Raw genomic sequence first — 23357 nt, forward strand, 5'->3', positions numbered from 1 at the left:
GCCTCAGCGTCGCGGCAGCACGACCGCGCTGGCGACGTGGCCGTCGGCGATGCGGAAACGTCCATGGATGCGGGCATGCGCCGGCGGCGCGGCCGCGGGCACCAGGACATCGGCGACGAAACCATCGTCGCCCTCGAACGCGATCTCGACCTGATGGAAATCGAGGAACACCCGGCACTGCGGGTAGATCGCCTTGTACACCGCTTCCTTGATCGAAAAGACCAGCAGGCCGCCGAGCGGACGCAGCGCGGACGGCAGCGCGGCCAGCTGCGCGCGCTCCGTATCGCGCACGATCCGGGGCAACAGGTATTCGGGGACCGGCACGGCCGGCTCCACATCCAGGCCGATGCCGTCGGCGTGCGCGACGGGCACCACGGCGACGGCGCAGAGACTGCCGCAGTGCGTGATCGAACCGAAGACCGTCTGTGGCCAGATCGGCACGCGGTCGGAATCGCTGAGCAGAGCGTCGATGTCCGCCCCGGCGTCTCGCAGCAGGCCGCGCGCCAGGGTCCTGCCCGCCGCGAACTCGCGGCACCGCTGCGCCACCGCGCGTTCGATCAGGGCTCGCTCTCGCGACGGCAGGCAGGTGGGGTCGGCATCGACCGGCGCCATTTCGGCGACCAGCACGTTGCTCGGCAGCAAGGGGCGGAACAGCATCGGACGTCCTCTGTCGGCGGCGACGGCGTCGGAGCCGCCGCGGATGCGGCCATTCGTTTGCGGCGATTCATTGCGAACGCTCAGCGCGACCGCATGGCGACCCTGCGTTTTCCCGGGACCGCAAAACAAAACGGCGCAGCATGTGAATGCTACGCCGTTCGACCACTTGCGAGTGGTGGGCGGTACAGGGTTCGAACCTGTGACCCCTACCATGTCAAGGTAGTGCTCTACCGCTGAGCTAACCGCCCATCGAGTCCGTGTCGGCCCCCGGAAGGGCGGCTATGGTAACACTCCGGAACGCGGTACGGAACCCGCCAGCGGACCGGAGCGCAGCGGGAACGCACGCCGCAGCAGGGCGTGGGTCGGACCGTAGGCCACGGCGCAGAGCAGCGCCCAGCAGATCAGCAGATGCAGCGCGGGCGGACCGAACTGGCGGCCGAGGAACGGGTCCGTCCAGGCGAAATTGACGTTGTCCAGCGCCGGCGCCAGCAGCCGCCCGGCGATCATCGCCAGCGCGGCGATGATCGCCTGCAACGGCCAGCCGCGCGGGTCGTAGCCGATCCTGCGCAGCACCCACCACAGCAGCAGCGGCCACGCCAGGTGATACAGCGACAACAGCCGCGCCGGCAACGGGAACGCCGGGTCCCACATGTACGCGGTGCCGCCGTACAGGAACTCGCCGGTGGCGAGCTTCCACGCGGCATCGACGGCCCAGGCCAGCGCGATCACCGGCGCGGCGACCGCCTGGCTGGACAACAACAGGCGGCTGCGGACGATCAGTCCGATCGCGGTCAGGATCACGCCGATGTTGCACAGGAACAGGAAATTCAGTGCACCGTAGGCGACGTGGTAGGTCGGCAGATAGATCAGCAGCCACAGCGCACCGAGCCAGCCGAGGCGCGGGAAGCGCGCATCCGCGGACCCGGCGGCCGTCGCGCTCATCCGAGACTGGCCTCCTTGAGCCTGCGGATCTCGTCGCGCACGCGCGCGGCGTCCTCGAATTCGAGATCGCGCGCGTGCTGGTACATCGTCTGCTCCAGCGCGGCGATCCGCGCCGCCATCTGCGCGGGCGGCAGCGCGGCGTAATCCTCGGCGGGTTCGGCGACGCGCGACGCTTTGCCGCGACCGCGCTTCTCGCCCGGCGCCGGCTCGCTGCGCGCGCCTTCCATCACGTCCATGATCTCGCGCACGATCGAGGTCGGCACGATCCCGTGCTCGGCGTTGTATTCCAGCTGTTTCTCGCGGCGACGCGCGGTTTCGTCCAGCGCCGCCTGCATCGAACGCGTGATCGTGTCGGCATAGAGAATCGCCTTGCCGCGCACGTTGCGCGCGGCGCGGCCGATGGTCTGGATCAGCGAGCCGGCCGAACGCAGGAAGCCTTCCTTGTCGGCATCGAGGATCGCGACCAGCGACACCTCGGGCATGTCCAGGCCTTCGCGCAGCAGATTGATGCCGACCAGGACGTCGAACTTGCCCAGACGCAGATCGCGGATGATCTCGACGCGCTCGACGGTCTCGATGTCCGAGTGCAGATAGCGCACGCGCACGCCGTGATCGCCGAGATACTCGGTGAGGTTCTCGGCCATGCGTTTGGTCAGCGTGGTCACCAGCACGCGATCGCCCATCGCCACGCGCTCGGAGATCTCGCCCAGCAGATCGTCGACCTGGGTGCCGACCGGACGGATTTCCACCTCGGGATCGACCAGACCGGTCGGACGCACCACCAGTTCGACCACCTGCCCCTGCGACTTCTCGACTTCGTACTCGCGCGGCGTGGCCGACACGAAGATGGTGCGCGGCGAGCGCGCCTCCCACTCCTCGAACCGCAGCGGCCGGTTGTCCAGCGCCGACGGCAGTCGGAACCCGAATTCCACCAGCGTTTCCTTGCGCGCGCGGTCGCCCTTGAACATCGCGCCGATCTGCGGGACGGTGACGTGCGATTCGTCCACCACCAGCAGTGCGTCCGGCGGCAGGTAATCGAACAGGCACGGCGGCGCCTCGTTCGGCATGCGTCCGGTGAGATGGCGCGAGTAGTTCTCGATACCGCTGCAGAAGCCGACCTCGGCCATCATTTCCAGATCGAACTGGGTGCGCTGCGCCAACCGCTGCGCCTCGACCAGCTTGTTCGCGGCGTACAGCTGCTCCAGCCGTTCGCGCAGCTCGACCTTGATCGCCTCGATCGCGTCCAGCACCGTGCGTCGGGTGGTCACGTAATGCGACTTCGGATAGATCGTGTAGCGCGGCAACTTGCGCACGCTCTCGCCGGTCAACGGGTCGAACAGCGTCAATTGCTCGATCTCGCCGTCGAACAGCTCGATCCGCAGCGCTTCGGCGTCGGACTCGGCCGGATGCACGTCGATCACTTCGCCGCGCACGCGGTAGGTGCCGCGCCGCAGTTCGGTGTCGTTGCGGCTGTACTGCATTTCGGTGAGCCGGCGGATCAGCTCGCGCTGGTCGATGCGCTCGCCACGCACCATGTGCAGCACCATCTTGAAATATTCGTTCGGATCGCCCAGACCGTAGATCGCCGACACCGTGCAGACGATGATCGCGTCGCGCCGCTCCAGCAGCGCCTTGGTCGCCGACAGCCGCATCTGCTCGATGTGTTCGTTCACCGAACTGTCCTTCTCGATGAAGGTATCGCTGGACGGCACGTAGGCTTCGGGCTGGTAGTAATCGTAGTAGCTGACGAAATATTCGACCGCGTTGTGCGGGAAGAATGCCTTGAACTCGCCGTACAGCTGCGCGGCCAGAGTCTTGTTGTGCGCCATCACCAGAGTCGGCTTCTGCACCGCCTCGATCACGTTGGCGATGGTGTAGGTCTTGCCCGAACCGGTGACGCCCAGCAGCGTCTGTTTCGCCAGCCCGCTTTCGAATCCGTCGATCAGCGCCGCGATCGCGCGCGGCTGGTCGCCGGCGGGCGCATAGGGCGCGACGAGCTGGAAGGCGGCATCGGAGAGGGTGCGTTCGTTCATCGCTGGAAATCGTCTGGCGGGCCTTCGTCGGGCCAAGCAGGAAAGTCTACCGAGACATGGCGCCGGGCGCGGGGTTTTCCTACCCCGTGGCGGGCGACCGGCCGATGCCGCCGGTCGGCGCCGATCCCGAGACTGAACGCACGTTCACGCCACCGGAGATCGCCATGTCCCTCGCCCCATTCTGCAAGCCCTCGCCTCGCCGGCATTCGCTGCGCGGATTCACCCTGCTCGATCTGCTCATCGCGATGACCATCGCCTGCATCCTGTTCGGCATCGCCATCCCCGCCTATCAGAACACCGTGGCCCGGATCCAGGCCGGCTCGACCCGCTCCGACCTCACCACGACCCTGTTCGATGCCCTGCGCCATGCCACCGTGCTCGGTCAGGAAATCGTGGTCTGCCCGGCCTCCGCCGACCAGTGCGTCGGTGGTCGCGACTGGAGCGAGGGCTGGATCGCCTTCATCGACCGCGACGGCGACCGCATGCGGGGGCCCGGCGAGCAGCTTATCCGCCGCAAATCGGCGCTGCCCGAACGCATCCGCCTGCTCGGCAGCGCCGGGAGGCCGCGCATCGTCTTCCAGCCCAACGGCGGCAACGCCGGCTCGAACATCACCTTCACCCTCTGCGACCGCCGCGGCCCGCGCGATGCGCAGGCGCTGATCCTCTCCAACGGCGGCCGCCTCCGCAGCGATCAGCCCACCCCGGCGGCGGCCGCGACCTGTGCCGCGGGCCTGTGACGGCGGTCGCCGACGGAAAGAATGAACACTTGGCGGCTTGATCGCGCCGGGCGAGGCCATTACGATATGCAGCCCCGCCCGAATAGCTCAGCCGGTTAGAGCACTTGACTGTTAATCAGGGGGTCGTTGGTTCGAGTCCAACTTCGGGCGCCAGATCCTGAAAACCCGCGACGCGAGTCGCGGGTTTTCTTTTGCTTCGATGAAATGCGGATCGACGGGAAGCATGCGCCGCAAACGGAAAGGCCCGCTCATCGAGCGGGCCTTTCGTCTTTCGGTACGACCGGATGGCTTTACCAGCAGATGTCGACGCTCTCGGTGCCGGTTTTGGTCTTGGTACCCGTGTTGTTCAGTCCGAGGATGCCGCACTTGGTGTCCTTGGTCGCCTGCAGGCCGATGGGCGCGGCCTGGAGGCGGTAGGTGGTGCGCGCGACCGCGGCCAGGGTGACGTTGTAGTGATTGGTGACGTCGACACCGGCCGCGCACGGCGGCAGCACGACCCCCACGCCGGCGCCGGTCTGGTCGTAGCGCAGATTCGTGGTGTAGAAGCGCTCCATGAACTGCGCGGCTTCGGACAGGCAGGCCTTCGCGGCGTTGCGGCGGGTTCTCACCACCGAATCCTGGTAGGCCGGATAGGCGATGGCCGCCAGCACCGAGATGATGAGCACCACGATGATGACCTCGACCAGGGTGAAGCCCCTGGCCGGGTGACGTGCGATGGCGTGCCTGGAACGATTGCGGGCGGGACGATCGAGACTCATGGACATCACCTCCGGATGATTTCGCGCCAGGAGATGCGACCGCCGTAAAGCGTCGGATCCAGCGGCGTGGATGCGAGGGTCGCCAGCGAACCGCCCGCGACCAGCAGTTTGTCGAGCAGCGCCGGGTCGGTGACCATGCCCACGCCCAGATCGATGGAGCCGACTGCATTGCCGCCGATCTTGTCGCCGGCATCGCCGAAGGTCCCGTTGCGGTTCGCGTCGAACAGACCGCTCTCCAGACTCGTGCCGGTGAAGGCGTCGATCGCATTGATGTAACCGCGTCCCGGTTTGCAGGGATTGTTGGTGCTGGGAATGACGCTGGCGGCGATGAGCGCGTTCTTCACCACCTGCTGATCGCCGACCATGCGTTCACCTTCCAGGGTGTTGGACGGGGGCAGATCGAGATCGATGTACCAGCCCTTGCTGTTGACGGGCAGCGCAGCGTAGGGCTCGAAGGCACGGTTGCGCGTCGCCGAATCGAACTGGGCGATGTTGCGCGCGGTCATGCCGGTGCGGGTGACCGAGGACGTGGCGGCCTCATCGTCGATGACGCCGTACCAGGTCTGACGCGAGGTATCGGTGATGTCGGCAGGCGTGAGCAGACGACCGGTACCGAAGAAGACCCAGCGCTTGTCGGTGGACGGATCCACGGCGATGGTCACGCCGCCGGTGACCGGCTGCGCACCCGGCGTGGCCGGCGCGAACAGCGGACGATTGCCGGGAATGTTCCAGGACGACTTGTTCGTGCTGCTCAGATCGAACTTCCACAGATTGCCGCGGAAGTCGCCCGCGTAGACGACGTCGACCGTACCGTTGCCGTCGGCATCCCAGCCGCGCGGCGAGGACAGGCCGTTGGTGGCGCTGGACGAGCCCACGCCGGTATCGATTTCGGCGATCTTCACGCCGGTTTCCAGATCGATGACGAACAGCACGGCGCGTTCGTTGTTGCTGTTGAGGCCGTTCGGCACCAGCAGCGCGGTGCTGCCGTCGTTGAGCTTGGCGATCAGCGGCTTGCCGAGGATCTGGCCCATGTCCGAATCGAACGAGCCGTCGTGGTCCCAGAGCACCTTGGTCGAATTGAACGCCACCGGATTGGTGACATCCAGCGCGAACAGACCTTTGCCGCCGCGGCCCAGGGTGGCCACCAGCACGGTCTTTGCGGCCAGTTCGCGGCTGGTCGAGGTGATGATCGGGCCATCGACGAAGAAGCGGTGACCGTAGTCGGGATCGCTGAAGTCGCGCAGATCGTTCAGATCGATACCGCGCGGCACGTAGGCGAAGCGCTCGACGCCGTCCGCGGCATTGAACGCATGCAGCATGCCGTCGTTGGCGCCGACGTAGACCGTGTCCACCGTGTTCGAGGTCTTCACGTAGGTCGGCGAGCTGTCGACGACGGTGCCGAGCAGGGAGAAACGTTCGCGGTAGAGGCGACCCGTTCCGGGCAATTCGAGGCTGCGGTCGCCGCGCAGATAGTTCGCGATCGTCGGCGTCAGCGTCAGGCTCTGCGCCGCGGTCGGGAACGTCGTGCCGGACGAACCGTTGTGGGTGTAGATGTTGCTGCGGATACCCGCGGGGATGCTCGCGGTCCACAGCGGCGTGGTGGTGTTCACGCCGGTCGCGGTGACGCTGAAGGCCTGCAGTTCGCCGTACCACTTCGAAGAGAAGTACTTGGCCTGGAAGACCTTGTTGCCGGCGGACGTGGACGTGCCGGTCACCGTGGCATTGGAGCCGGAGCCCTTGCGCGCCGCGATCGCGCGCAGCGCGTTGCCCAGACCTTCGGCGAACTGGGTCGGATTGCCCGCGGCCACGAACGAGCCGCGACCGTTGACCGACGCATGGAACAGATCGTCGATGCGATCGAGGTTCTCCGCATCCATCGGGTTCGGCCACGCGACCGCCTGGTTGCTCCTGACGAGGACCAGGGTGTCTTCCACATCGAGCGTGCCCTGCAGGCCGATCGAAATGCCGAAGGTGACCATGTGCTGCCAGAACGCCGGGTTCGACGCCGACGCCGGCACGATGTTCTCCATCTGGGCTTCCGGACGGAGATCGTTCTTCCAGTAATGCATCGCCACGTCGGCGAGCGTGTTGGTCCAGGCGTCGCGATACGGGTCGGCGGCGGTGTACTGGTAGGGCCCGGCATCCGGACGCGAAATGGACGCACCGTTGGTGTTGTCCGAATTGCCGACGGCGGCGGCGCCTTCGTTCCAGTAGCCGTCGGTGGTCAGGATCGAGAAGTTCTGGCGGCACTCGTACTGCGAGCCGTTGGCCTGCGGGCCCCAGGGACCGGTGTTGCCGGCTTCAGAGAAATAATTGCCGGCGCGGGTCAGTGCCGGGATCAGCGGCGTTCTGCCGCCATTTCTCGCCGCGAACAGACGGTCGAACCACACCCGCCGGTTTTCGCCGGTGTTGTTGCCGCGAAACAGACCGCTGTTGTTGCCGACCGGAATGCGGAATTCGTTGCGCTGCCAGATGGTGGTGAAGCCGACCCGGTAATCGTTGTCGTCGTTGAACACGCTGGGATCGTTGAAGGCATAGCTGGCGCCGGCCTTCGCGACCTTCATGCGGGTACGGTGATAGGTGTACCAGTTGGCGTAGTTGGCCTTTTCCTGCGCGAGCGTACGGACGATCGGCCCGGGCCAGGTGAAGGCGACCACCGGGAGACAGATGTTGAAGCCCGTCGGCGCCGGCGTGGTGCGCCAGGTGCAGGCGGTTGCGGTGCCGTTGGTCAGGAACTGGTAGCGCGTGTACTGGCGGGCATCCGCGATGTCGGTGATCGTCGGCAGCGGGACGTAGAAAGTCCTGGTGGCGTCACTGAGATTGATGATGTCGGTGAGGATGTCGTCGTTGTCCGAAACCGTCGTGTAAGGCGTATCGGCCATGTAGCTGCCGTCCGCGTTCTGCCACGGACGATAGGTGACGGTGGGGTTGTAGTGGATCGTGTTGCGGGTGTAGGCCTGCGACGCGATGTTGGTCGGCGTGGTCGCCGGGACCGAATCGGGCATGAAGTCGCTGCCCATCGAACCCGAGTCGTCGAGGATGAACCAGATGTTCGGCGGCACGCCGTTGTTGGTTTGCATCGGCGTATCGGGCAGCGAAACGCCGGCATGCACGGGCAGGCCGAGCACGGTCACGAGACAGGCCAGGATGGGCGCAAGACGCGACGGGCGCGCGCTGCGGGCGTGGACGGTGCGGGAAGTGGTGTTCACGGCGGCCTCGGTCTTATTTACCGGCATAGATGGTTTGCAGCAGCACGGACGCGCGTCCGTTCTGCTGGCTGCGCACGGTCACGCGATAGCGCTGGGTCAGGCAAAGCGGGTGGATCGGCGAGAGACGGTCGCAGTCGCGCCAGTTCGGCCCCTCGCCCATTTCCTCGATGATGAATTGCGGTGCGTCGGTGGTGGCGTCGAACACCGAACCGGTGCGCCACGCATTGAAGCCCGGGTCGAGCCAGCGCTCCATCGCCGTCGGATTGGGACGGGCGCAGTGACCGTTGGCGTTGCAGCCGGCGGCGGGAAACACCGGCAGCGGATCGAGCGTGGCCTCGGCTTCGCGCAGACCGGCCTCGGCGACCTGGAAGCCCAGGCTGCGGTCGAGCAGGTTTGCGGTCATGCGCTCTTCGAGCACGGTGCTGCGCAGGCTGGCGAGTCCGAGCAGGGTCATCACCAGCAACAGGATCAGCACCACCACGAGGGTGGCGCCACGTTGCCGGCGGGCGGGCGCGACGGGATGGCGTGTGCGACGGTTCATTCCATGCGATTCCGGAGAGTGACGGTATGGGCGATGCGGCGCGCGAGCTGCGCGCCACCGACGCCGGCGCGATCCGCGCTGAGCATGTCGAGCGTGACCCGGACCGCGGTCACATCGTTCCAGCGATTGGCGGGCACGGCCGTGGCGTCGACGTAGTTGGCGGCCCCCTGCAGCAGGTACTGCACTTCCATGTCGTTCACGCCCTCGGCGATTTCCTGCTCGCGCACCTGCAATACGCCACCGTTGTTGACGACGGCGCTGCGGAACAGCGATCGACCGCCGCCGGCAGTGTTGCCCACGTACCACCGCACCGGCTGCATGCGGATGATCGTGGCGCTCGCGTTGGTCTCGGTGGGAATCGGGCCATATTGCTTGATCCGCCCCACGGGCGTGCACACCGCGGGCCTGGCATAGCCCAGACCTCTGGAGCAGTTGCCGGGGCTGCCGGCGTTGGCATGTTCGATGACGCTGGCGTTGACGTTGGTGACCTGGAACAGGGAGGCCTGGCTCCAGTCGCACAGAATCGCGAGGTCGCCGACGGCCAGGCCGTGATCGGCACGGTTCAGCGTGACCCGCGCGGTTCCGGTGTCGTGGCTGGAAACGATCGCGCTGGTGGAGCTGTCGCCGGCCATCAGATCGAGAGCGTCGGCGCCCGTGAAGCGGTTCGCGGGCGGCGCGACGGCGATGGCCGCCTCGTAGCCGAGAATGCCCTCGTTCCAGTTGGTCCACCATCGCGTGGCCGGATTGTTGATGACATTCACGATCTTCATCGGCTCCTTGCGGTCGGCATTGCCGCAGGGATTGCCGCCGGCTTCGCGCAGATCGCGGGCCATCAGTTCGAAGGCCATGCGCCCGTTTTCCTGGACGCGACCCAGACCCTCTGTGGCGCGATAGGTCTGGCGATTGGAAATGAAGATCGCGGTCGCGCTGCCCACCACCAGCAGGCCCAGCATCATGGCGATCATCAGCTCGACGAGGGTCAGGCCACCGACGGCGCTGCGCGCGCTGCGGCCGCGGACGGAATGGCGTCCCGAAAGCGTGTTCATGGGGGTCATATCCGTGTTGTGGCGGTGAAGGTCTGGGTCGCGATGCCGGCGGTGCCGCGCGAATCGTCCCAGCGGACGCTGATGGTGCAGAGGGGGCCGGCACAGGCCACCTGGCCGCATGCGGTCGGTCCGAGGTTCTGCTGCAGGGTCGAGATCCATGCGTTCTGGTCGCTGCCGATCAGGGTGCCGGCCGCCGGCGGAACGCAGGTCATGCCCATGTTGTAGCCCCCGGCGCGGGCCGCCTGGGGATTCGCGCGCATCGCGTCGAGGATGGTGTAGACGTGCATCACGCCTTGGCTGCGCTCCAGCGAGCTCTGGCTGTTGCGCAGGGCGGTGGCCTGCATCGCGGCCACGCCGAGCAGACCGATCGCGAGCACGAGCACCGCGACCAGCACTTCGATCAGGCCCACGCCGCGAACGGACGCGGCGCGGCGCGGCGCGCGGCGGCGCAGCCCGGCGCGCGGACGGAGATGAGAGGAAAGCATGCCCATCAGGTATTCCCCGGTGCGGGACAGGCGCCCGCGGCGTTGATCGGAGCGCGGACCGCGACGCGACCGCCGATGGCGATGTTCACGTCGCGCACGTTGAGGTTCGGATTGGCGACCGGCAGGCAGACCCGCATGTTCGCCTCCAGCAGCGCATTACCGGCATAGGCCAGACCGTCGGCACGGAAGACGATGCGATTGTTGCTGGCGGTGACGGTGGGGCTCGGCAGGACCTGCACGGGCTGCTCGACGACGCCGGTGCGCACGATCTCGCCGGCATCGACCACGCCATCGCCATCGTCGTCGGCGAAGATGATCCAGCCCCGCCACGGCGAGACGTTGGTGCAGGTGAGGCCGTCGGCGCTCTGGCAGATGGTGGTGCGGACGTTGCGACGGATGGCTTCCGTCCTCGCGATCTGCAGCGCGGCCACCAGTTCGTTGGCGTTGCCGGTCAGGCGGCTGCCGTTGATCAGGCCGGTAAAGAGGGGAATGGAGATGCCGATGAGCACCGCGAGCACGACAACGGTGATGGCCATTTCGACCAGCGTGAAGCCGGTTGCGCCGGCCCGTCCGGCGGCGATGCGGGCGCCGGTGGCGCATTCGCCGGGCGAAGGATGTCTGCGTCGGGGGAAGAGTCGCATTTCGCCTCCTGGGTCTATGGCGGCAGCATAGCGTTCGTTCAGGAGGCGACCAGCCGATGGCCGATGGGCGGCCGGCACGGCCGCATGAGCGGTCCCCCCCTGCCCGACGATGCCCCGGGCGGGCATCATGGCGCGATGACCACGCCCGCCCCCGCATCGCGCGCCCCCGTCGCCGCCCGCAGCGGCGCGCCGCTGGACAGTCTGTGGCAGGGCCGCGCGGTGATCTGGGTCGTGCTCGCCGCCGAAGGTCTGGCGGCGGTGCTGACGCTCGCGGGCGAGGCACCCTCCGGGCGCTGGATCCGCTTCGGGCTGCTGTCGCTGATGGTGCAATGGGTGGCGCTACTGACCCTCGGCGGCCTGTATCTCCTGCGCGAACGTCTGCGCGACACCCGTCCGCAACGCATCGCGTGGCTCGCGCTGGGCCTGTTGCTGATGAGCAGCTGGTCGGTCCTGGGCGTGAGCGATCTGCTGCTGGGCGAACTCTGGCGGATTCCAGCCTCGGCGCGCTGGGACGTCTTCCTGCGCGTCACCGGCATCGTGCTGGTGGTGGGCTGGCTGGCGCTGGCCGCGTTCCAGAACCACTGGCGCCTGCGCCAGCTCGCGGTGCGCGCCAAGCAGGCCGAGCTCGCCGCACTGCAGGCGCGGGTGCGACCGCATTTCCTGTTCAACACCCTCAACACCGGCGCGGCGCTGGTACATCATCGACCGGACGAAGCGGAAGAGCTGTTGCTGGATCTGGCCGACCTGTTCCGCGCAGCGCTCGGTGGCGCGCGCGAAATTCCGCTGCGCGAGGAATTCGCGCTGATCGAGCGTTATCTGGAAATCGAATCGCTGCGCTTCCGCGAGCGCCTGCGCGTGCGCTGGCGCCTGCCCGAACCCATGCCCGAGATCCTGGTGCCCACGCTGTCGCTGCAGCCGCTGGTGGAGAATGCGATCAAGCACGGCATCGAGCGCATCCCGAGCGGCGGCGACATCGACATCCACGTTCAGGGCGACGATGCCGGTGGTGTGATCATCGCGATCTCGAACCCGATGCCCGCGGAACCCGCGGGCCATTCGACCGGCCACAACGTCGGCCTGCCCGCGTCGCTCGCGCAGATCGAGGCTTATACCGAAGGCCGCGGCAGCGTCGAAGCGACCGCCGGCGACGGCCGCTTCCTGGTGACGGTGAAACTGCCGGCGAAGGCCTGACAGGCCGCCGCCGGCAGGCGGATCAGGCGACGACCTCGTAGCAGGGGCGATACGCGCCCGAGATCTTCATCCGGCGCTGCTCGACGAACGCCCGCAGCAGCGCGTCGAGCGACTGCATCATGTCGGTGTCGCCGTGGATCTTGAACGGGCCGTGCTCTTCGATCCGGCGCATGCCGTCTTCCTTCACGTTGCCGGCGACGATGCCCGAGAACGCGCGACGCAGATCGGCGGCGAGTTCGTGCGGCTTGCGCCCATGGTGCAGGTCGAGCGCGGCCATCGCCTCGTGCGTGGGCACGAACGGCTGCTGGAACGTCAGCGGAATTTCCAGAGACCAGTTGAAGTAGAACGAATCCTTTTCGGCGATGCGGTATTCGCGGACCTTGCGGATGCCGGCGGCCATCTTCTTCGCCACCGCGGCGGGATCGCCGACGATGATGCGATAGCGCGAGGTCGCGGCTTCGCCGAGCGTGAGCCGCAGGAACCTGTCGATCTGCTCGAAATACGCGGCCGAAGCCTGCGGGCCGGTGAAGATCAGCGGGAACGGCAGGCCCGCGTTTTCCTCGCGCAGCAGGATGCCGAGCAGATACAGGATCTCCTCCGCGGTGCCGACGCCGCCCGGGAACACGATGATGCCGTGGCCCATGCGCACGAACGCTTCGAGACGTTTCTCGATGTCCGGCATGATCACGAGATGATTGACGATCGGATTCGGCGATTCCGCGGCGATGATGCCCGGCTCGGTGATGCCGATGTAACGCATGCGGCGGTGGCGCTGTTTGGCGTGCGCGATCGTCGCGCCCTTCATCGGGCCTTTCATCGCACCCGGGCCGCAGCCGGTGCAGATGTCCAGGCCGCGCAGGCCCAGCTCGTAGCCGACCTGCTTGGTGTAGAGGTACTCGTCGCGATTGATCGAATGGCCGCCCCAGCAGACCACGAGGTTCGGATCGATCGGATGCAGGATGCGCGCATTGCGCAGCAGGCCGAACACCGCATCGGTGATGCCTTCGGACGTGGAAAGATCGCGGCTGCCGTGGCCTTCGCGCAGCTCGATCGCGGTGTAGGCCAGATCGCGGACCACCGCGAACAACAACTCGGCCACGCCGCGGATGATGTCGCCGTCGACGAAGGCCATCGCCGGCGCCTTCACCAGATCGATGCGTACGCCGCGGTCCTGCTGCAGCACCTGGATGTCGAAATCGGGATACAGCTCGCGCGCAGCGCGCGGGTCGTCGGACGCGCTGCCGCTGGTCAGCACCGCCAGCGCGCAGCGGCGGAGAAGTTCGTGCATGCCGCCGATGGAGGCGTCGCGCAGGCGCGCGACCTCGTCGCGGGACAACACGTCGAGCGCACCGCGCGGATAGATGTGCGCGTCGACGGTGGGAAGGATGGATTGGTCGGAATCGTTCATGGGATCGCTTGCTTGCTCTGTCTTCGTCTGTGTCTGCGGGACTGTATCCCAGCCCGGGCTCCGGGAACAACGCCCGGGCAAACGCAAACGGCCGGGTTTCCCCGGCCGTTTGCCTTGCATCACGCTTCGGACCGATGGATCAGAAGCTGTACTTCAGCGTGAGCTGGGCGGCCCACTGCGATTCGCCGCGCTGCTGGCGGGTCACGAAGTCTTCGACCTGACCGTTGACGCCGTAGATGTAGCGACCCTGCGCGTCGAGGCCCTGGTAGTTCACGAAGCTGCGGGCCAGACCACCGTTCGACTGGAACGCGATTTCGTCGATGCGGCCCCACTTCTTGTTCAGCAGGTTGCCGACGTTGATGATGTCGAGCGACAGCAGCACCTTGTTGCCTTCGAAGAAGCCCGGGAATTCCTGGCTGACGCGCACGTCGAAGTTGTTGGTCCACGAGGCGAACGCGCTGTTGCGCTCGACCACGCCGCCGGCGTAACGGTTGAGGCCGTTGGCGTTGGCGATCTGCCAGAACAACGCTTCTTCGTCGGCGCCGCTGCCGTTGGCGTTGAGGTCGCGGAACACCACTTCACCCGAACCGAAGCCGCTCGGCATGTACATCAGATCGTTGGTGATGCCGTCGCCGTTGAGGTCGTTGTTGTAGATCCAGCTGTACGGCTTGCCGGCGCGGCCTTCATAGAACAGACCGAAGCTGGTCTTGTTGTCGCCGAAGAACTTGTGTTCCCACGTCAGCTGGCCGACGAAACGATCCTTCACCAGGTACGCCGAGTTGGCGGCGACATCTTCGTTCGGGTTGAACACCGACACCGAGTTCCAGTTGGAGTTCGACACCGACGAGGTCAGCGGGCTCACTTCCTTGGCGCGGGTGTAGGAGTAACCCAGACCCCAGCGCCAATCTTCCAGGAAGCTGCCGCTCAGCGACAGGGTCAGGTTGTCGCCGTAACCCTTGCTGGTGCGCTCGGCGAGCAGCACGTTGGCGAAGTTCGCGTTGCTGAGGGCGCGGTTGCGGAAACCGGTACAGGCGCCCGTCGTGCTGTTGGAACCGTTGGCGTTCCAGCAGGCGCCGTTGTAGCCCTGCGGGGTGTAGTACAGGTTGCGGCCGTCGGTGCCCTGACGGGTCGCATTGCCGAGGTTGAGGTGACGGTAGTAGATGCCGTCCTTGACCTGGGTGCGGATGTATTCGATGCCCGCGACCATGTTCCACCACGGCAGCTCATGTTCGAACGCCAGGTTGGCCTTCCACACCGACGGCTGACGCAGATCGCTCGACAGGAAGTCGACGTTCGCGGCAGGCGTGGAACCGCTGAAGCTGGTCGGCTGCGCGCCGGTGTTCGGAGTGAACAGGCCGTCTGTGGTCGGGCAGGCGGCGAAGCCGGCGATGCCGCAACCGATGATGCGGGTCGCGATGCCGGTGTTGGAGTACGGGTTCGACAGCCACACGTTGGCGGCCGCGCCTTCGAACAGGCCGACGCCGCCGCGCAGCTGCGCCGGACGATCCCACGCGAAGGTGTAGTTGAAGCCCAGGCGCGGCTGGAACAGGTTGTTGCCGTCGAGGGTGACATCGTTGCGACGACCGAAACCGCCGGTGGCGCGGGTGATCGTGCCGTTCTGCGGATTGGTGGAACCGGTGATCGTGCCCGGCACGGTCGCGGCGGCGGCGGCGGTGTTCAGCAGCGGGCTTTCGCCCATGCCCTTGCGGTCGACGCGGAGGCCGGCGGTCAGGGTCAGGCTCTCGTTGACGACCCAGGTGTCCTGCAGGAACAGGCCGAGGTTCTGGTAGTCCCAGTTGGCCACGCCGTCATCGAGGGTGAAGCCCGGCGCGCCGATCTGCACCTGATAGCTGGTGGGACGGCCGCGGCGGAAGTTCTCGAGCACGGCGGCTTCGTTCTGGGCGCGGGTCGCGGTGTTGCAGTTGATGGCGCTGGCGGTGAACTGATAGAAGCCGGCGGCGCCGTTGATGCAGGCGAAGGTGTAATTGCCCTTGGTGTCCTGCAGGAACGCGTTGTAGACGGTGTTGTCGTCGTAGTCCGCACCGAACTTGATGGTGTGGTCGCCGAGGAACAGGTTGCCGGCCGCGTAGAAGTTCCAGGTCTCGGTGGCGAGATCGTTGAAGTGACGGCTGCGCTCGGTACCGAACACCAGACCGGCGTTGGTGCTGGACACGGCCGGCGAACCCGGCGGCAGCGCGCCGGCGAAGTTCAGGCGGATCTGCGGCAGATCGGAATTGTTGACCGGGGCGCTGACGTAGTCGCGGTACGACACCTTGAACTCGGTCGAGAACTTGTCGCTCCAGTCGGAGAACAGTTCGCCGACGTAGGTCTCGATGGTCTTGTCCTGGTTGTACCAGTGCGAGCTCAGCGAGATGGCGTTGTTGAAGAAGGTCGGGAAGATCGGATCGGTCTGCTCGGTCTTGCTCCAGCGCAGGCTGGCGCGGTGGTTCTCGCCGATGTTGGCGTCGAGCTTGATCAGGGCGTCGGTGACTTCGAGCTCGGACGCGGCGGCTTCGACCGTGCCGATGTCGACGCTGTAGTTGGTGCTGGCGATGCCCTGGGCGCCGCTGATGGCGGTCGGGGTGATCGCGACGTTGGTGCGCGAGCTGCCGAGCGGGCCGAATTCCGGCGTGCTGCGGCTGCTGGTCAGTTCTTCATAGGCGGCGAAGAAGAACAGGCGATCCTTGATCAGCGGACCGCCGAAGGTCATGCCCTTGGTGTCTTCCTCGAATTCCGGAGCGTCGAAATAGGCACCGGTGGTGCGGTTGAAACGGCGGCCGGCGCCGCGGTCGTCGCGGTAGATGTAGTAGACCGAACCCTTGAAGTCGTTGGTGCCCGACTTGGTCACGGCGTTGATGTTGGCGCCGGTGTAACCCTTCTGGGTGACGTCGTAGTTCGAGATGTTGACCTGCACCGACTGGATCGCGTCGATCGAGATCGGCTGCTTGGCGGTCGGCAGATTATTGGCTTCGAGGCCGAAGGTGTCGTTGGTGGCGACGCCGTCGATGGTGATGCTGTTGTAGCGCGAGTTCTGGCCGCCGGCGGAGATTTCGCCGCGCTCCTTGTCGGTCTGCGAGATGCGCGGATCGAAACGCACGTAGTCCTGCAGATTGCGCTGGACGGAGGCGTAGTTGTCGAGGTCCTGACGGCTGATGGCGGTACCGGCGCCCATCTTGTCGGGGCTGAACACGGTCGGGCCGGCGCTGCCGATCACGGAAATGGTGTCGAGTTCCTGGCCGCCGATCGCGATGTCGATCTGCGAGACCTGGTCGAGGGCGAGGTAGACGTCGCTCTCGGTCTGGGTGCCGGCGCCTTCCTTGTTCGCGGTCACCTTGTACGGACCGCCGACGCGCAGGCCGCGCGCGCTGTAGCGACCGTTGCCGTCGGTGACGACGCGGCTGACCGTGCCCGACTCGGTGTGGAGGATGGTCACTTCGGCGCCGACGACCGGCTGGCCATCCGCACCGACGACCTGACCGCTGAGGCCGGCCGTGGTGTTCTGGGCGAATGCCGGCGCCGCGGCGAGGGCGACGATCAGTCCGATCGACAGTTTCGAAAGTCGGAGACGGTTGCTGTGGTTCATGCTCTGGGCCTCGATGGAGAAAACGATGCGTTGGATCGTACGGAAGGATCGCGAACGCCTCGGCGCCGCGATCGGTGATCGGGGGAGATTGGAACCGCCACCTGTACAACCAAATAGGTCGGGGTTAACTATAGGTTAACACGATAGAGCTTGAAGATGACAGTGGAATGACGGCTTGCGCCAGCGTAAGCCATTGAAATCATTGACTGAACATTCCTCATGGATCACTTGAATGTCAGCTCGCAAAGGGTTCTTCACCCTGCGGCAGCGAACGGAGATGCGATGGTGCCCGCTCAAGGGCCCTGCACGTGGAGGTAGGTGGCGATGCCGTCCATCAGCATCTGCACCGAGATCGCGACCAGCAGCATGCCCATCAGTCGCTCGACCGCGGTCAGCACCCGCTGGCCCAGCCATTTGTAGAGGTAGGTCGCGGAAAACAGGATCGCCGCGGTGGCGGCCCAGGCGATGAACAGGGCCAGGCTCCAGTCGCCGAGGCGTGCGGGTTCGTTGCTGCCCATCAGGATCACCGCCGCCATGCCCGACGGCCCGGCCACCAGCGGGATGGCCATGGGCACGATGAAGGGCTCGCCGTCGGGGATCTCGCCCATCAGCCCTTCGGGCGGCGGAAAGATCATGCGGATGCCGATCAGGAACAGCACGATGCCGCCGGCGATCGAGACCGATTCCTGGCGCAGGTGCATCAGTTCGAGCGCGTATTTGCCCGCCCACAGGAACGCCATCAGCACGCCGAGCGCGATCAGGAGTTCGCGGGCCAGCACGATGCGCTGCCGCTGCGGCGGCAGGGTCCGCAGCAGGCTCAGGAACACCGGGATGTTCCCCAGCGGGTCGAGAATCAGGAACAGCAGCAGCGCGGCCGACGCGATGGTCACGGCGACCACACCCCGCCGCGGCGCTCGATGCCGGCGGGGGACAACAGATGCACGCAGGCCGGGCCGAACTCCGCGGGCTCGCGGGCGACATCGCCTTCTTCGACGAAGGCCCTCGCGCGCAGCGGCGTGCGCATCGGACCGGGGGCGAGGCCGGACACGCGCACCGGCGAATTCGCCAGTTCGGCGTGGAGCATCGACACCAGCGTGGTCAGGCCCGATTGTGCGACGCCATAACCGCCCCAGTACGCGCCCCCGCGTCCGGCCGAATCATCGATGGCGAAGACCACCGCGCTGTCGGGCGCGCGGCGCAGCAAGGGCAGGCAGGCCTGGGTGAGCCACCAGCGCGCGGTGAGATTCACGTGCAGCGCGCGTGCGAAGGCGCCGGGGTCGGTGTTCTCCAGCGGCGTCAGTCCCGGGAAATCGGCGGCGCAGTGCAGCACGCCGTCGAGACGACCGGCACCGGATTCGATGCGCGCGGCCAACTCGGCGTAATCGTCGGGCGTGGCGCCCTCCAGATCGAGCGGATACAGCAGCGCCTTGCCGCCCTCGCGCACGATCGCGTCGTACACGCGATTGAGCTTCGGCACCTTGCGACCCAGCAGCACGACGGCCGCGCCCGCGGCCGCGGCGGCGCGCGCGGCGACCTGGCCGAGCGCGCCATGCGCACCGACGATCAGCACCGTGCGGCCTTCCAGCGCGCGCGACGCGTCGTGCGCGTCGGCGACGGTCGTCGACGACATCGTCATCGCCTCGGGCATCAGGCCTTCTGGGCCTCGGCGATCATGCGCGCGAGTTCGCCGGACTCGTACAGCTCCAGGGTGATGTCGCAGCCGCCGATGAGTTCGCCGTTGATGAACAACTGCGGAAAGGTCGGCCAATTCGAATAGCGCGGAAGATTCGCGCGGATCTCGGGGTCTTCCAGCACGTTGATGCTGTGGAAACCGTTGGCGCCAGCGGCCTTGAGCGCCTGCGACGTGCGGCTGGAGAAACCGCACATCGGGAACTGCGGCGTGCCTTTCATGAACAACACGATCGGATGGGCTTCGATCTCGGACTGGATGCGTTCCAACACCGGCATGGTCTGTCTCCTGGGACGAGGCCGGCGACGGCGGAGCGTCGCAACGGCGGTGAGGTTAGAATGGTCGTCCATTGTAAGCCTTCGCGCGGCCCGGGACCTGCCCGGCGCGTCCACCCAACGTCAAGGAGCCCGCCCCCATGGCCATCGAGCTGCCAGCCCTGCCCTACGACCGCACCGGTCTGGAACCGCACATCTCCGCCGAAACCATCGATTTCCATTACGGCAAGCATCACCAGACCTACGTCACCAACCTCAACAACATGATCGCGGGCACCGAATTCGCCGATCTGTCGCTGGAGGAGATCGTCCGCAAGTCGCAGGGCGGCATGTTCAACAACGCCGCGCAGGTCTGGAACCACACGTTCTACTGGAACTGCCTGAAGCCCAACGGCGGCGGCGCGCCCGCCGGCAAACTCGCGGACGCCATCAACGCGGCGTTCGGCAGCTTCGACAAGTTCAAGGAAGAGTTCACCAAGACCGCCGTCGGCACCTTCGGTTCGGGCTGGGGCTGGCTGGTGCAGCGTCCGGACGGTTCGCTGGCGCTGGTGAGCACCTCCAACGCCGCCACCCCGCTGACCGGCGAAGACACCCCGCTGCTGACCTGCGACGTGTGGGAACATGCCTACTACGTCGACTATCGCAACGCGCGCCCGAAGTACGTCGAGGCGTTCTGGAACCTGGTCAACTGGGACTTCGTCGCTTCGCAGATGAAGTGATCGCAGCGGCACCGCATGTATTGGAACGGCCGGGGAAACCCGGCCGTTTTCGTTTTTGCGCATCGCTCGCGTCCGCGGCGGCAAACCGTCTGCGATGTGAACGCCGCCGCCGGGAGCGTCAACGCAGCGGCCCGCACAGGCATTCACCGGTCGTCTTCCCGCAACCGGAGTCACCGATGAAACCGCTCGTGTCCCTGCTGTCCGCCGCATTGCTCACGCTCGCCGTCGCCGGCCACGCGTCCGCCCGCGATCGCGACCACAATCCGCCCGGTCCGGCCGGTGGCCCCGGCACCAACTGGGAGAATCCGCCCGGATGGAAGGGCGGCCCCGGCGCCTCGCCGGATCACCGCTATTACAAGCACAACGGCACGCGCTACCGGTTCGTCGTGCGCGACGGCGGCTATTACTTCCATCCGGGCTACGGCTACTGGCACCCGCGCTACGGTTTCTGGAACCAGGCCAAGCGCTGCTGGCGCGACAACGACCGCAATCCGCCGGGCCCGGTGGGCGGTCGCGGCACCAACTGGGAAAATCCGCCGGGCTGGCGCGGTGGTCCGGGCGCGTCGCCGGATCGTTACGGCCGTTGCCGCTGAGCGGCGCAGCGCGCGGTCAATCGCAGATATCGCGCGACCAGTCGTCGCGACCGCGTGAAGCCATCGCGCCGGACAAACGCTGCAGTGCGTCGGCACGGGCCGGGCCCGCGCCGACGCCGATCTCCGCCGGTTCGCTGCGCGCGCGGGCGACATCCGCCGACGGCAGGCGACGCTCCAGCGATGCGATCCGCTGCTGCAGGCGCGCCACGATGGCCTGGGCGGGATCGTTCCCTGTCGCAGACGCCGTCGCCTGATCGCCGACGGCGGTGCGCAGCGCATACAACAGCGACAGCGCGCGCGCCGGCTGCGATTCCACCGCCTGCGCGAGCAGCGTGCGGCGGCGGTCGCCGGGTTCGCTGGCATAGGCTTCGGCGAGCTTCCATGCGGTGCGCAGATCGCCCTGCGCGACCGCGGCGAGCGCCATCGATTCGGCGTTGTCGCGGTACAGCGCGAGCTCCGGCAGGTTGTCGAGCATGTCGCTGCCGGTGAACAGTTCGCCGGACACGTACTGGCCGGCCGCCTGCGGATGCCCCGCGACCGCGGCTTCGCGCATATAGCGCACGATGTCGCTGGATTTCGGCACGTCCACACCTTCGCAATGCCGGTACAACTCGCTGGTCTGTTCGAACGCCGAGGCCATGCGTTCTGTGGAACGCCAGCCGCCGCGACGATCGCCCTGGCCGCCCTCGCCGCCTTGTTGACCGCCCTGCTCGATGCGCTCCTGCGCGCGCGCGACGCCGCTTTCGATCATTTGCATGCGCCCCTGCAGTTCGGCGCAGTAGCGGTATTCCACCGCGAGCCTGCACAGGGCGCGGGCATCGCCGGCCTGCGCACGCGGCTTCAGCTCGCGCACGACCGTCGCCAGCGGCGCGTCGAGGGGCGGCAGGGGCGCGGACGACAGCGGCGCGGGGCGCGCGTTGCGCCCCTGCGCGGCGCCTTCAACGCCGGCGCTTCCGCTGGCCCTGGCGCCGATGTTCGCCGACGCCTCGCCCATCGCACCGGATGCGGTCGCGCCTGGCGAGGCATCGCGACCCGAAAACCAGTACACGCCACCCGCGATGCCGACCGCCAAAACACCTGCGATCGCGAGCCATGTCGTCTTGCCTGCCATGTCGGCGCTCCGTCAATCGATGCCGGCGGCGTGCGCGACGATGTCGTCGCGCCCCAGGGCGCGTCCGACACGCGCCATCGCGGCGGCGAGTTCCGCAGGCGAGTCGGCCCGCAGCGTGGCGTGTCCGACCTTGCGGCCGGCGCGCGGTTCCTTGCCGTAGTCGTGCCAGTGACCACCGGGTTCGCGCAGCACCGGCTCCGCGTCGGGCAGATGGCCGATCCAGTTCAGCATGCAGGCGTGGCCGAGCATGCGGGTGTCGCCGAGCGGCAGACCGAGCACCGCACGCAGATGATTCTGGAACTGCGAGGTTTCGCTGCCCTCGATCGTCCAGTGCCCGGAGTTGTGCACGCGCGGCGCGAGCTCGTTGGCGAGCAGCACGCCGTCGCGGCAGAACAGTTCCAGCGCGAACACGCCGACGTAATCCAGCGCTTCCGCCAGCGCGCGCGCATGCGCGTCGGCCTGCGCGGCGAGATCCGCGTCCACGCGCGCAGGCGCCAGACTGACCGACAGCACGCCGTCGACATGCCAGTTTTCGGTCAGCGGCCAGGCGCGGAATTCGCCGTCGCGACCGCGGACCGCGACCACGCTCAGCTCGCGCTCGAAGCGCACGAACGCTTCGAGGATCAGGCCGACGGTCGCGGCCTGCGCGCCGAGCGCGTCCCATGCGGCGTCGACATCGGCCGGCGACTTGATCCGGAACTGGCCCTTGCCGTCGTAGCCGAGGCGGCGGGTCTTGAGGATGCAGGGCGTGCCGATGACGGCGACGGCGGCGTCGAGCGCAGCGCGATCGGCGACATCGGCGAACGCCGGCACCGGAATGCCGAGTTCGCGGAACAACGTCTTCTCCGCGAGCCGATCCTGCGCGATCGACAGCGCGCGCGGGTTGGGGAACACCGGCACGCGTTCGCTGAGCCAACGCGCGGACTCCGCGGGCACGTTCTCGAAATCGAAGGTGGCGACATCGACCTGCGCGGCGAATTCCGCCAGCGCCGCTTCGTCGCGGTAATCGCCAACGATCAGAGGTGCGAACTGCCCCGCGCAGGCGTCGGCGACGGTGTCGAGGACGCGGAAACGCAAACCGAGCGGTGCGCCGGAGAGCGCGAGCATGCGCGCCAGTTGTCCGCCGCCGAGGATGCCGACCGTGGTCATGGCGGCATCAGCTCCGTGGATCGTCGTTGCCGACGACATCCTGCGTCTGCTTCGCACGAAACGCATCGAGCGCGGCACCGATCTGCGGGAATTCGTGCGCCAGCAGCGCAGCCGCGAACAGCGCGGCGTTGGCGGCGCCGGCATTGCCGATGGCGAAGGTCGCGACCGGGATGCCCGCGGGCATCTGCACGATGGACAGCAGCGAATCCATGCCGTTCAGCGCCTTGCTCTGCACCGGAACGCCGAGCACCGGCACCGCGGTCTTGGCCGCGAGCATGCCCGGCAGATGCGCCGCGCCGCCGGCGCCGGCGACGATGGCGCGCAGCCCGCGGTCGCGCGCGGTGGCGGCGTATTCGAAGAGAACATCCGGCGTGCGATGCGCGGAGACCACGCGCACCTCGTGCGGCACGCCCAGCGCTTCGAGCTTCGCGGCGGCGTGCTGCATCGTCTCCCAGTCGGAGCGCGACCCCATCACGATCCCGACCAGCGGCTGGCCGGTGGCGCCCGCGTTCGTTCCTGCCATGACTGCACCCTGCGGCGTCACGCCTGCTGCAAAACGGTATTCTAGCGGCAACCCACCCCGGCTTCA

At 67.1% G+C, this 23357-nt stretch carries 21 protein-coding genes and 2 tRNA genes; 5 read left to right on the forward strand and 18 right to left on the reverse strand.

The genetic code is table 11. The features are described 5' to 3' along the window. Window positions 1-3 precede the first annotated feature (3 nt). From ABD974_RS02315 to uvrB, 4 genes are all read right to left on the reverse strand, one after another. Window positions 4-657: a 4'-phosphopantetheinyl transferase family protein gene (locus ABD974_RS02315; protein ID WP_345301649.1), complete on the reverse strand. Its 654-nt coding sequence runs from the start codon at window positions 655-657 to the stop codon at window positions 4-6. 173 nt (window positions 658-830) lie between these two features. Beyond that, window positions 831-905 (reverse strand) — tRNA-Val (locus ABD974_RS02320). A gap of 31 nt (window positions 906-936) precedes the next feature. Further along, on the reverse strand, window positions 937-1599 hold the full coding sequence (locus ABD974_RS02325; RefSeq protein WP_345301650.1) for a hypothetical protein: 663 nt from the start codon (window positions 1597-1599) through the stop codon (window positions 937-939). After that, window positions 1596-3632, reverse strand: coding sequence for an excinuclease ABC subunit UvrB (gene uvrB, locus ABD974_RS02330; RefSeq protein WP_345301651.1), 2037 nt, complete (start codon window positions 3630-3632; stop codon window positions 1596-1598). The genes ABD974_RS02325 and uvrB overlap by 4 nt, the downstream gene beginning before the upstream one ends. Before the next feature lie 164 nt (window positions 3633-3796). On the opposite strand from uvrB, the gene ABD974_RS02335 reads away from it, so the two are divergent. Together ABD974_RS02335 and ABD974_RS02340 are read left to right on the forward strand one after the other, a co-directional pair. Beyond that, window positions 3797-4369: a GspH/FimT family pseudopilin gene (locus ABD974_RS02335; protein WP_345301652.1), complete on the forward strand. Its 573-nt coding sequence runs from the start codon at window positions 3797-3799 to the stop codon at window positions 4367-4369. Between the two features lie 76 nt (window positions 4370-4445). Continuing rightward, window positions 4446-4522 (forward strand) — tRNA-Asn (locus ABD974_RS02340). A 137-nt stretch (window positions 4523-4659) separates the two neighbouring features. On the opposite strand, the gene ABD974_RS02345 is transcribed toward ABD974_RS02340, so the two are convergent. From ABD974_RS02345 to ABD974_RS02370, 6 genes are read right to left on the reverse strand one after another with little or no spacing between them, the layout of a single operon-like run. Then, window positions 4660-5127 (reverse strand): type IV pilin protein, encoded by a 468-nt coding sequence (locus ABD974_RS02345; RefSeq protein WP_345301653.1) that lies wholly within the window; start codon window positions 5125-5127, stop codon window positions 4660-4662. Between the two features lie 5 nt (window positions 5128-5132). After that, on the reverse strand, window positions 5133-8336 hold the full coding sequence (locus ABD974_RS02350) for a pilus assembly protein (RefSeq protein WP_345301654.1): 3204 nt from the start codon (window positions 8334-8336) through the stop codon (window positions 5133-5135). Window positions 8337-8349: 13 nt separating this feature from the next. After that, window positions 8350-8877 carry a pilus assembly PilX family protein gene (locus ABD974_RS02355; protein WP_345301655.1) on the reverse strand — a complete coding sequence of 176 codons (528 nt, stop codon included), beginning with the start codon at window positions 8875-8877 and terminating at the stop codon, window positions 8350-8352. Further along, entirely contained in the window at window positions 8874-9923 is a 1050-nt protein-coding gene (locus tag ABD974_RS02360; RefSeq protein ID WP_345301656.1) for a PilW family protein, read from the reverse strand. The genes ABD974_RS02355 and ABD974_RS02360 overlap by 4 nt, the downstream gene beginning before the upstream one ends. A gap of 5 nt (window positions 9924-9928) precedes the next feature. Next, entirely contained in the window at window positions 9929-10414 is a 486-nt protein-coding gene (gene pilV, locus ABD974_RS02365; protein ID WP_345301657.1) for a type IV pilus modification protein PilV, read from the reverse strand. Beyond that, window positions 10414-11049 (reverse strand): GspH/FimT family pseudopilin, encoded by a 636-nt coding sequence (locus ABD974_RS02370; protein WP_345301658.1) that lies wholly within the window; start codon window positions 11047-11049, stop codon window positions 10414-10416. Before ABD974_RS02370 ends, pilV begins: the two co-directional genes overlap by 1 nt. An 84-nt stretch (window positions 11050-11133) precedes the next feature. Here ABD974_RS02370 and ABD974_RS02375 point away from each other — a divergent pair, with 84 nt between their 5' ends. Continuing rightward, a complete protein-coding gene (locus tag ABD974_RS02375; RefSeq protein WP_345301659.1) occupies window positions 11134-12240 on the forward strand; it encodes a sensor histidine kinase in 1107 nt (368 codons plus the stop codon). Between the two features lie 22 nt (window positions 12241-12262). On the opposite strand, the gene ppnN is transcribed toward ABD974_RS02375, so the two are convergent. The 5 genes from ppnN to grxD form a co-directional block, all read right to left on the reverse strand. Further along, the gene (gene ppnN / locus ABD974_RS02380) at window positions 12263-13648 is read right to left on the reverse strand and encodes a nucleotide 5'-monophosphate nucleosidase PpnN (protein ID WP_345301660.1); all 1386 of its coding nucleotides are present in this window, start codon (window positions 13646-13648) and stop codon (window positions 12263-12265) included. A gap of 139 nt (window positions 13649-13787) precedes the next feature. Further along, a complete protein-coding gene (locus tag ABD974_RS02385; RefSeq protein WP_345301661.1) occupies window positions 13788-17231 on the reverse strand; it encodes a TonB-dependent receptor in 3444 nt (1147 codons plus the stop codon). A gap of 293 nt (window positions 17232-17524) precedes the next feature. Continuing rightward, the gene (locus tag ABD974_RS02390) at window positions 17525-18121 is read right to left on the reverse strand and encodes a MarC family protein (RefSeq protein ID WP_345301662.1); all 597 of its coding nucleotides are present in this window, start codon (window positions 18119-18121) and stop codon (window positions 17525-17527) included. Continuing rightward, window positions 18118-18861: an SDR family NAD(P)-dependent oxidoreductase gene (locus ABD974_RS02395; protein WP_345301663.1), complete on the reverse strand. Its 744-nt coding sequence runs from the start codon at window positions 18859-18861 to the stop codon at window positions 18118-18120. Before ABD974_RS02395 ends, ABD974_RS02390 begins: the two co-directional genes overlap by 4 nt. 17 nt (window positions 18862-18878) lie before the next feature. Further along, window positions 18879-19199, reverse strand: a complete 321-nt coding sequence (gene grxD / locus ABD974_RS02400) for a Grx4 family monothiol glutaredoxin (protein WP_345301664.1) — start codon at window positions 19197-19199, stop codon at window positions 18879-18881. 137 nt (window positions 19200-19336) lie between these two features. Here grxD and ABD974_RS02405 point away from each other — a divergent pair, with 137 nt between their 5' ends. Beyond that, window positions 19337-19915, forward strand: a complete 579-nt coding sequence (locus tag ABD974_RS02405; RefSeq protein WP_345301665.1) for a superoxide dismutase — start codon at window positions 19337-19339, stop codon at window positions 19913-19915. Window positions 19916-20091: 176 nt separating this feature from the next. Continuing rightward, window positions 20092-20508: a hypothetical protein gene (locus ABD974_RS02410; RefSeq protein ID WP_345301666.1), complete on the forward strand. Its 417-nt coding sequence runs from the start codon at window positions 20092-20094 to the stop codon at window positions 20506-20508. Window positions 20509-20524: 16 nt separating this feature from the next. On the opposite strand, the gene ABD974_RS02415 is transcribed toward ABD974_RS02410, so the two are convergent. The 3 genes from ABD974_RS02415 to purE are packed head-to-tail and all read right to left on the reverse strand — an operon-like array spanning window position 20525 to window position 23291. After that, the gene (locus tag ABD974_RS02415) at window positions 20525-21619 is read right to left on the reverse strand and encodes a hypothetical protein (RefSeq protein WP_345301667.1); all 1095 of its coding nucleotides are present in this window, start codon (window positions 21617-21619) and stop codon (window positions 20525-20527) included. Window positions 21620-21631: 12 nt separating this feature from the next. Next, complete coding sequence (locus tag ABD974_RS02420) at window positions 21632-22768, reverse strand: 5-(carboxyamino)imidazole ribonucleotide synthase (protein ID WP_345301668.1); 1137 nt, start codon at window positions 22766-22768, stop codon at window positions 21632-21634. A 7-nt stretch (window positions 22769-22775) separates the two neighbouring features. After that, window positions 22776-23291, reverse strand: coding sequence for a 5-(carboxyamino)imidazole ribonucleotide mutase (gene purE, locus ABD974_RS02425; protein WP_345301669.1), 516 nt, complete (start codon window positions 23289-23291; stop codon window positions 22776-22778). Between the last annotated feature and the right edge of the window lie 66 nt (window positions 23292-23357).

The organism is Lysobacter hankyongensis, from assembly GCF_039543145.1.
Lineage (GTDB): Bacteria > Pseudomonadota > Gammaproteobacteria > Xanthomonadales > Xanthomonadaceae > Lysobacter_I > Lysobacter_I hankyongensis.

Coding starts and splice junctions, on each gene's coding strand:
- ABD974_RS02315 (WP_345301649.1), bottom strand. CDS start 657: ATGCTGTTCCGCCCCTTGCTGCCGAGCAACGTGCTGGTCGCCGAAATG.
- ABD974_RS02325 (WP_345301650.1), bottom strand. CDS start 1,599: ATGAGCGCGACGGCCGCCGGGTCCGCGGATGCGCGCTTCCCGCGCCTC.
- uvrB (WP_345301651.1), bottom strand. CDS start 3,632: ATGAACGAACGCACCCTCTCCGATGCCGCCTTCCAGCTCGTCGCGCCC.
- ABD974_RS02335 (WP_345301652.1), top strand. CDS start 3,797: ATGTCCCTCGCCCCATTCTGCAAGCCCTCGCCTCGCCGGCATTCGCTG.
- ABD974_RS02345 (WP_345301653.1), bottom strand. CDS start 5,127: ATGAGTCTCGATCGTCCCGCCCGCAATCGTTCCAGGCACGCCATCGCA.
- ABD974_RS02355 (WP_345301655.1), bottom strand. CDS start 8,877: ATGAACCGTCGCACACGCCATCCCGTCGCGCCCGCCCGCCGGCAACGT.
- ABD974_RS02360 (WP_345301656.1), bottom strand. CDS start 9,923: ATGAACACGCTTTCGGGACGCCATTCCGTCCGCGGCCGCAGCGCGCGC.
- pilV (WP_345301657.1), bottom strand. CDS start 10,414: ATGGGCATGCTTTCCTCTCATCTCCGTCCGCGCGCCGGGCTGCGCCGC.
- ABD974_RS02370 (WP_345301658.1), bottom strand. CDS start 11,049: ATGCGACTCTTCCCCCGACGCAGACATCCTTCGCCCGGCGAATGCGCC.
- ABD974_RS02375 (WP_345301659.1), top strand. CDS start 11,134: ATGAGCGGTCCCCCCCTGCCCGACGATGCCCCGGGCGGGCATCATGGC.
- ppnN (WP_345301660.1), bottom strand. CDS start 13,648: ATGAACGATTCCGACCAATCCATCCTTCCCACCGTCGACGCGCACATC.
- ABD974_RS02385 (WP_345301661.1), bottom strand. CDS start 17,231: ATGAACCACAGCAACCGTCTCCGACTTTCGAAACTGTCGATCGGACTG.
- ABD974_RS02395 (WP_345301663.1), bottom strand. CDS start 18,861: ATGTCGTCGACGACCGTCGCCGACGCGCACGACGCGTCGCGCGCGCTG.
- grxD (WP_345301664.1), bottom strand. CDS start 19,199: ATGCCGGTGTTGGAACGCATCCAGTCCGAGATCGAAGCCCATCCGATC.
- ABD974_RS02405 (WP_345301665.1), top strand. CDS start 19,337: ATGGCCATCGAGCTGCCAGCCCTGCCCTACGACCGCACCGGTCTGGAA.
- ABD974_RS02410 (WP_345301666.1), top strand. CDS start 20,092: ATGAAACCGCTCGTGTCCCTGCTGTCCGCCGCATTGCTCACGCTCGCC.
- ABD974_RS02415 (WP_345301667.1), bottom strand. CDS start 21,619: ATGGCAGGCAAGACGACATGGCTCGCGATCGCAGGTGTTTTGGCGGTC.
- ABD974_RS02420 (WP_345301668.1), bottom strand. CDS start 22,768: ATGACCACGGTCGGCATCCTCGGCGGCGGACAACTGGCGCGCATGCTC.
- purE (WP_345301669.1), bottom strand. CDS start 23,291: ATGGCAGGAACGAACGCGGGCGCCACCGGCCAGCCGCTGGTCGGGATC.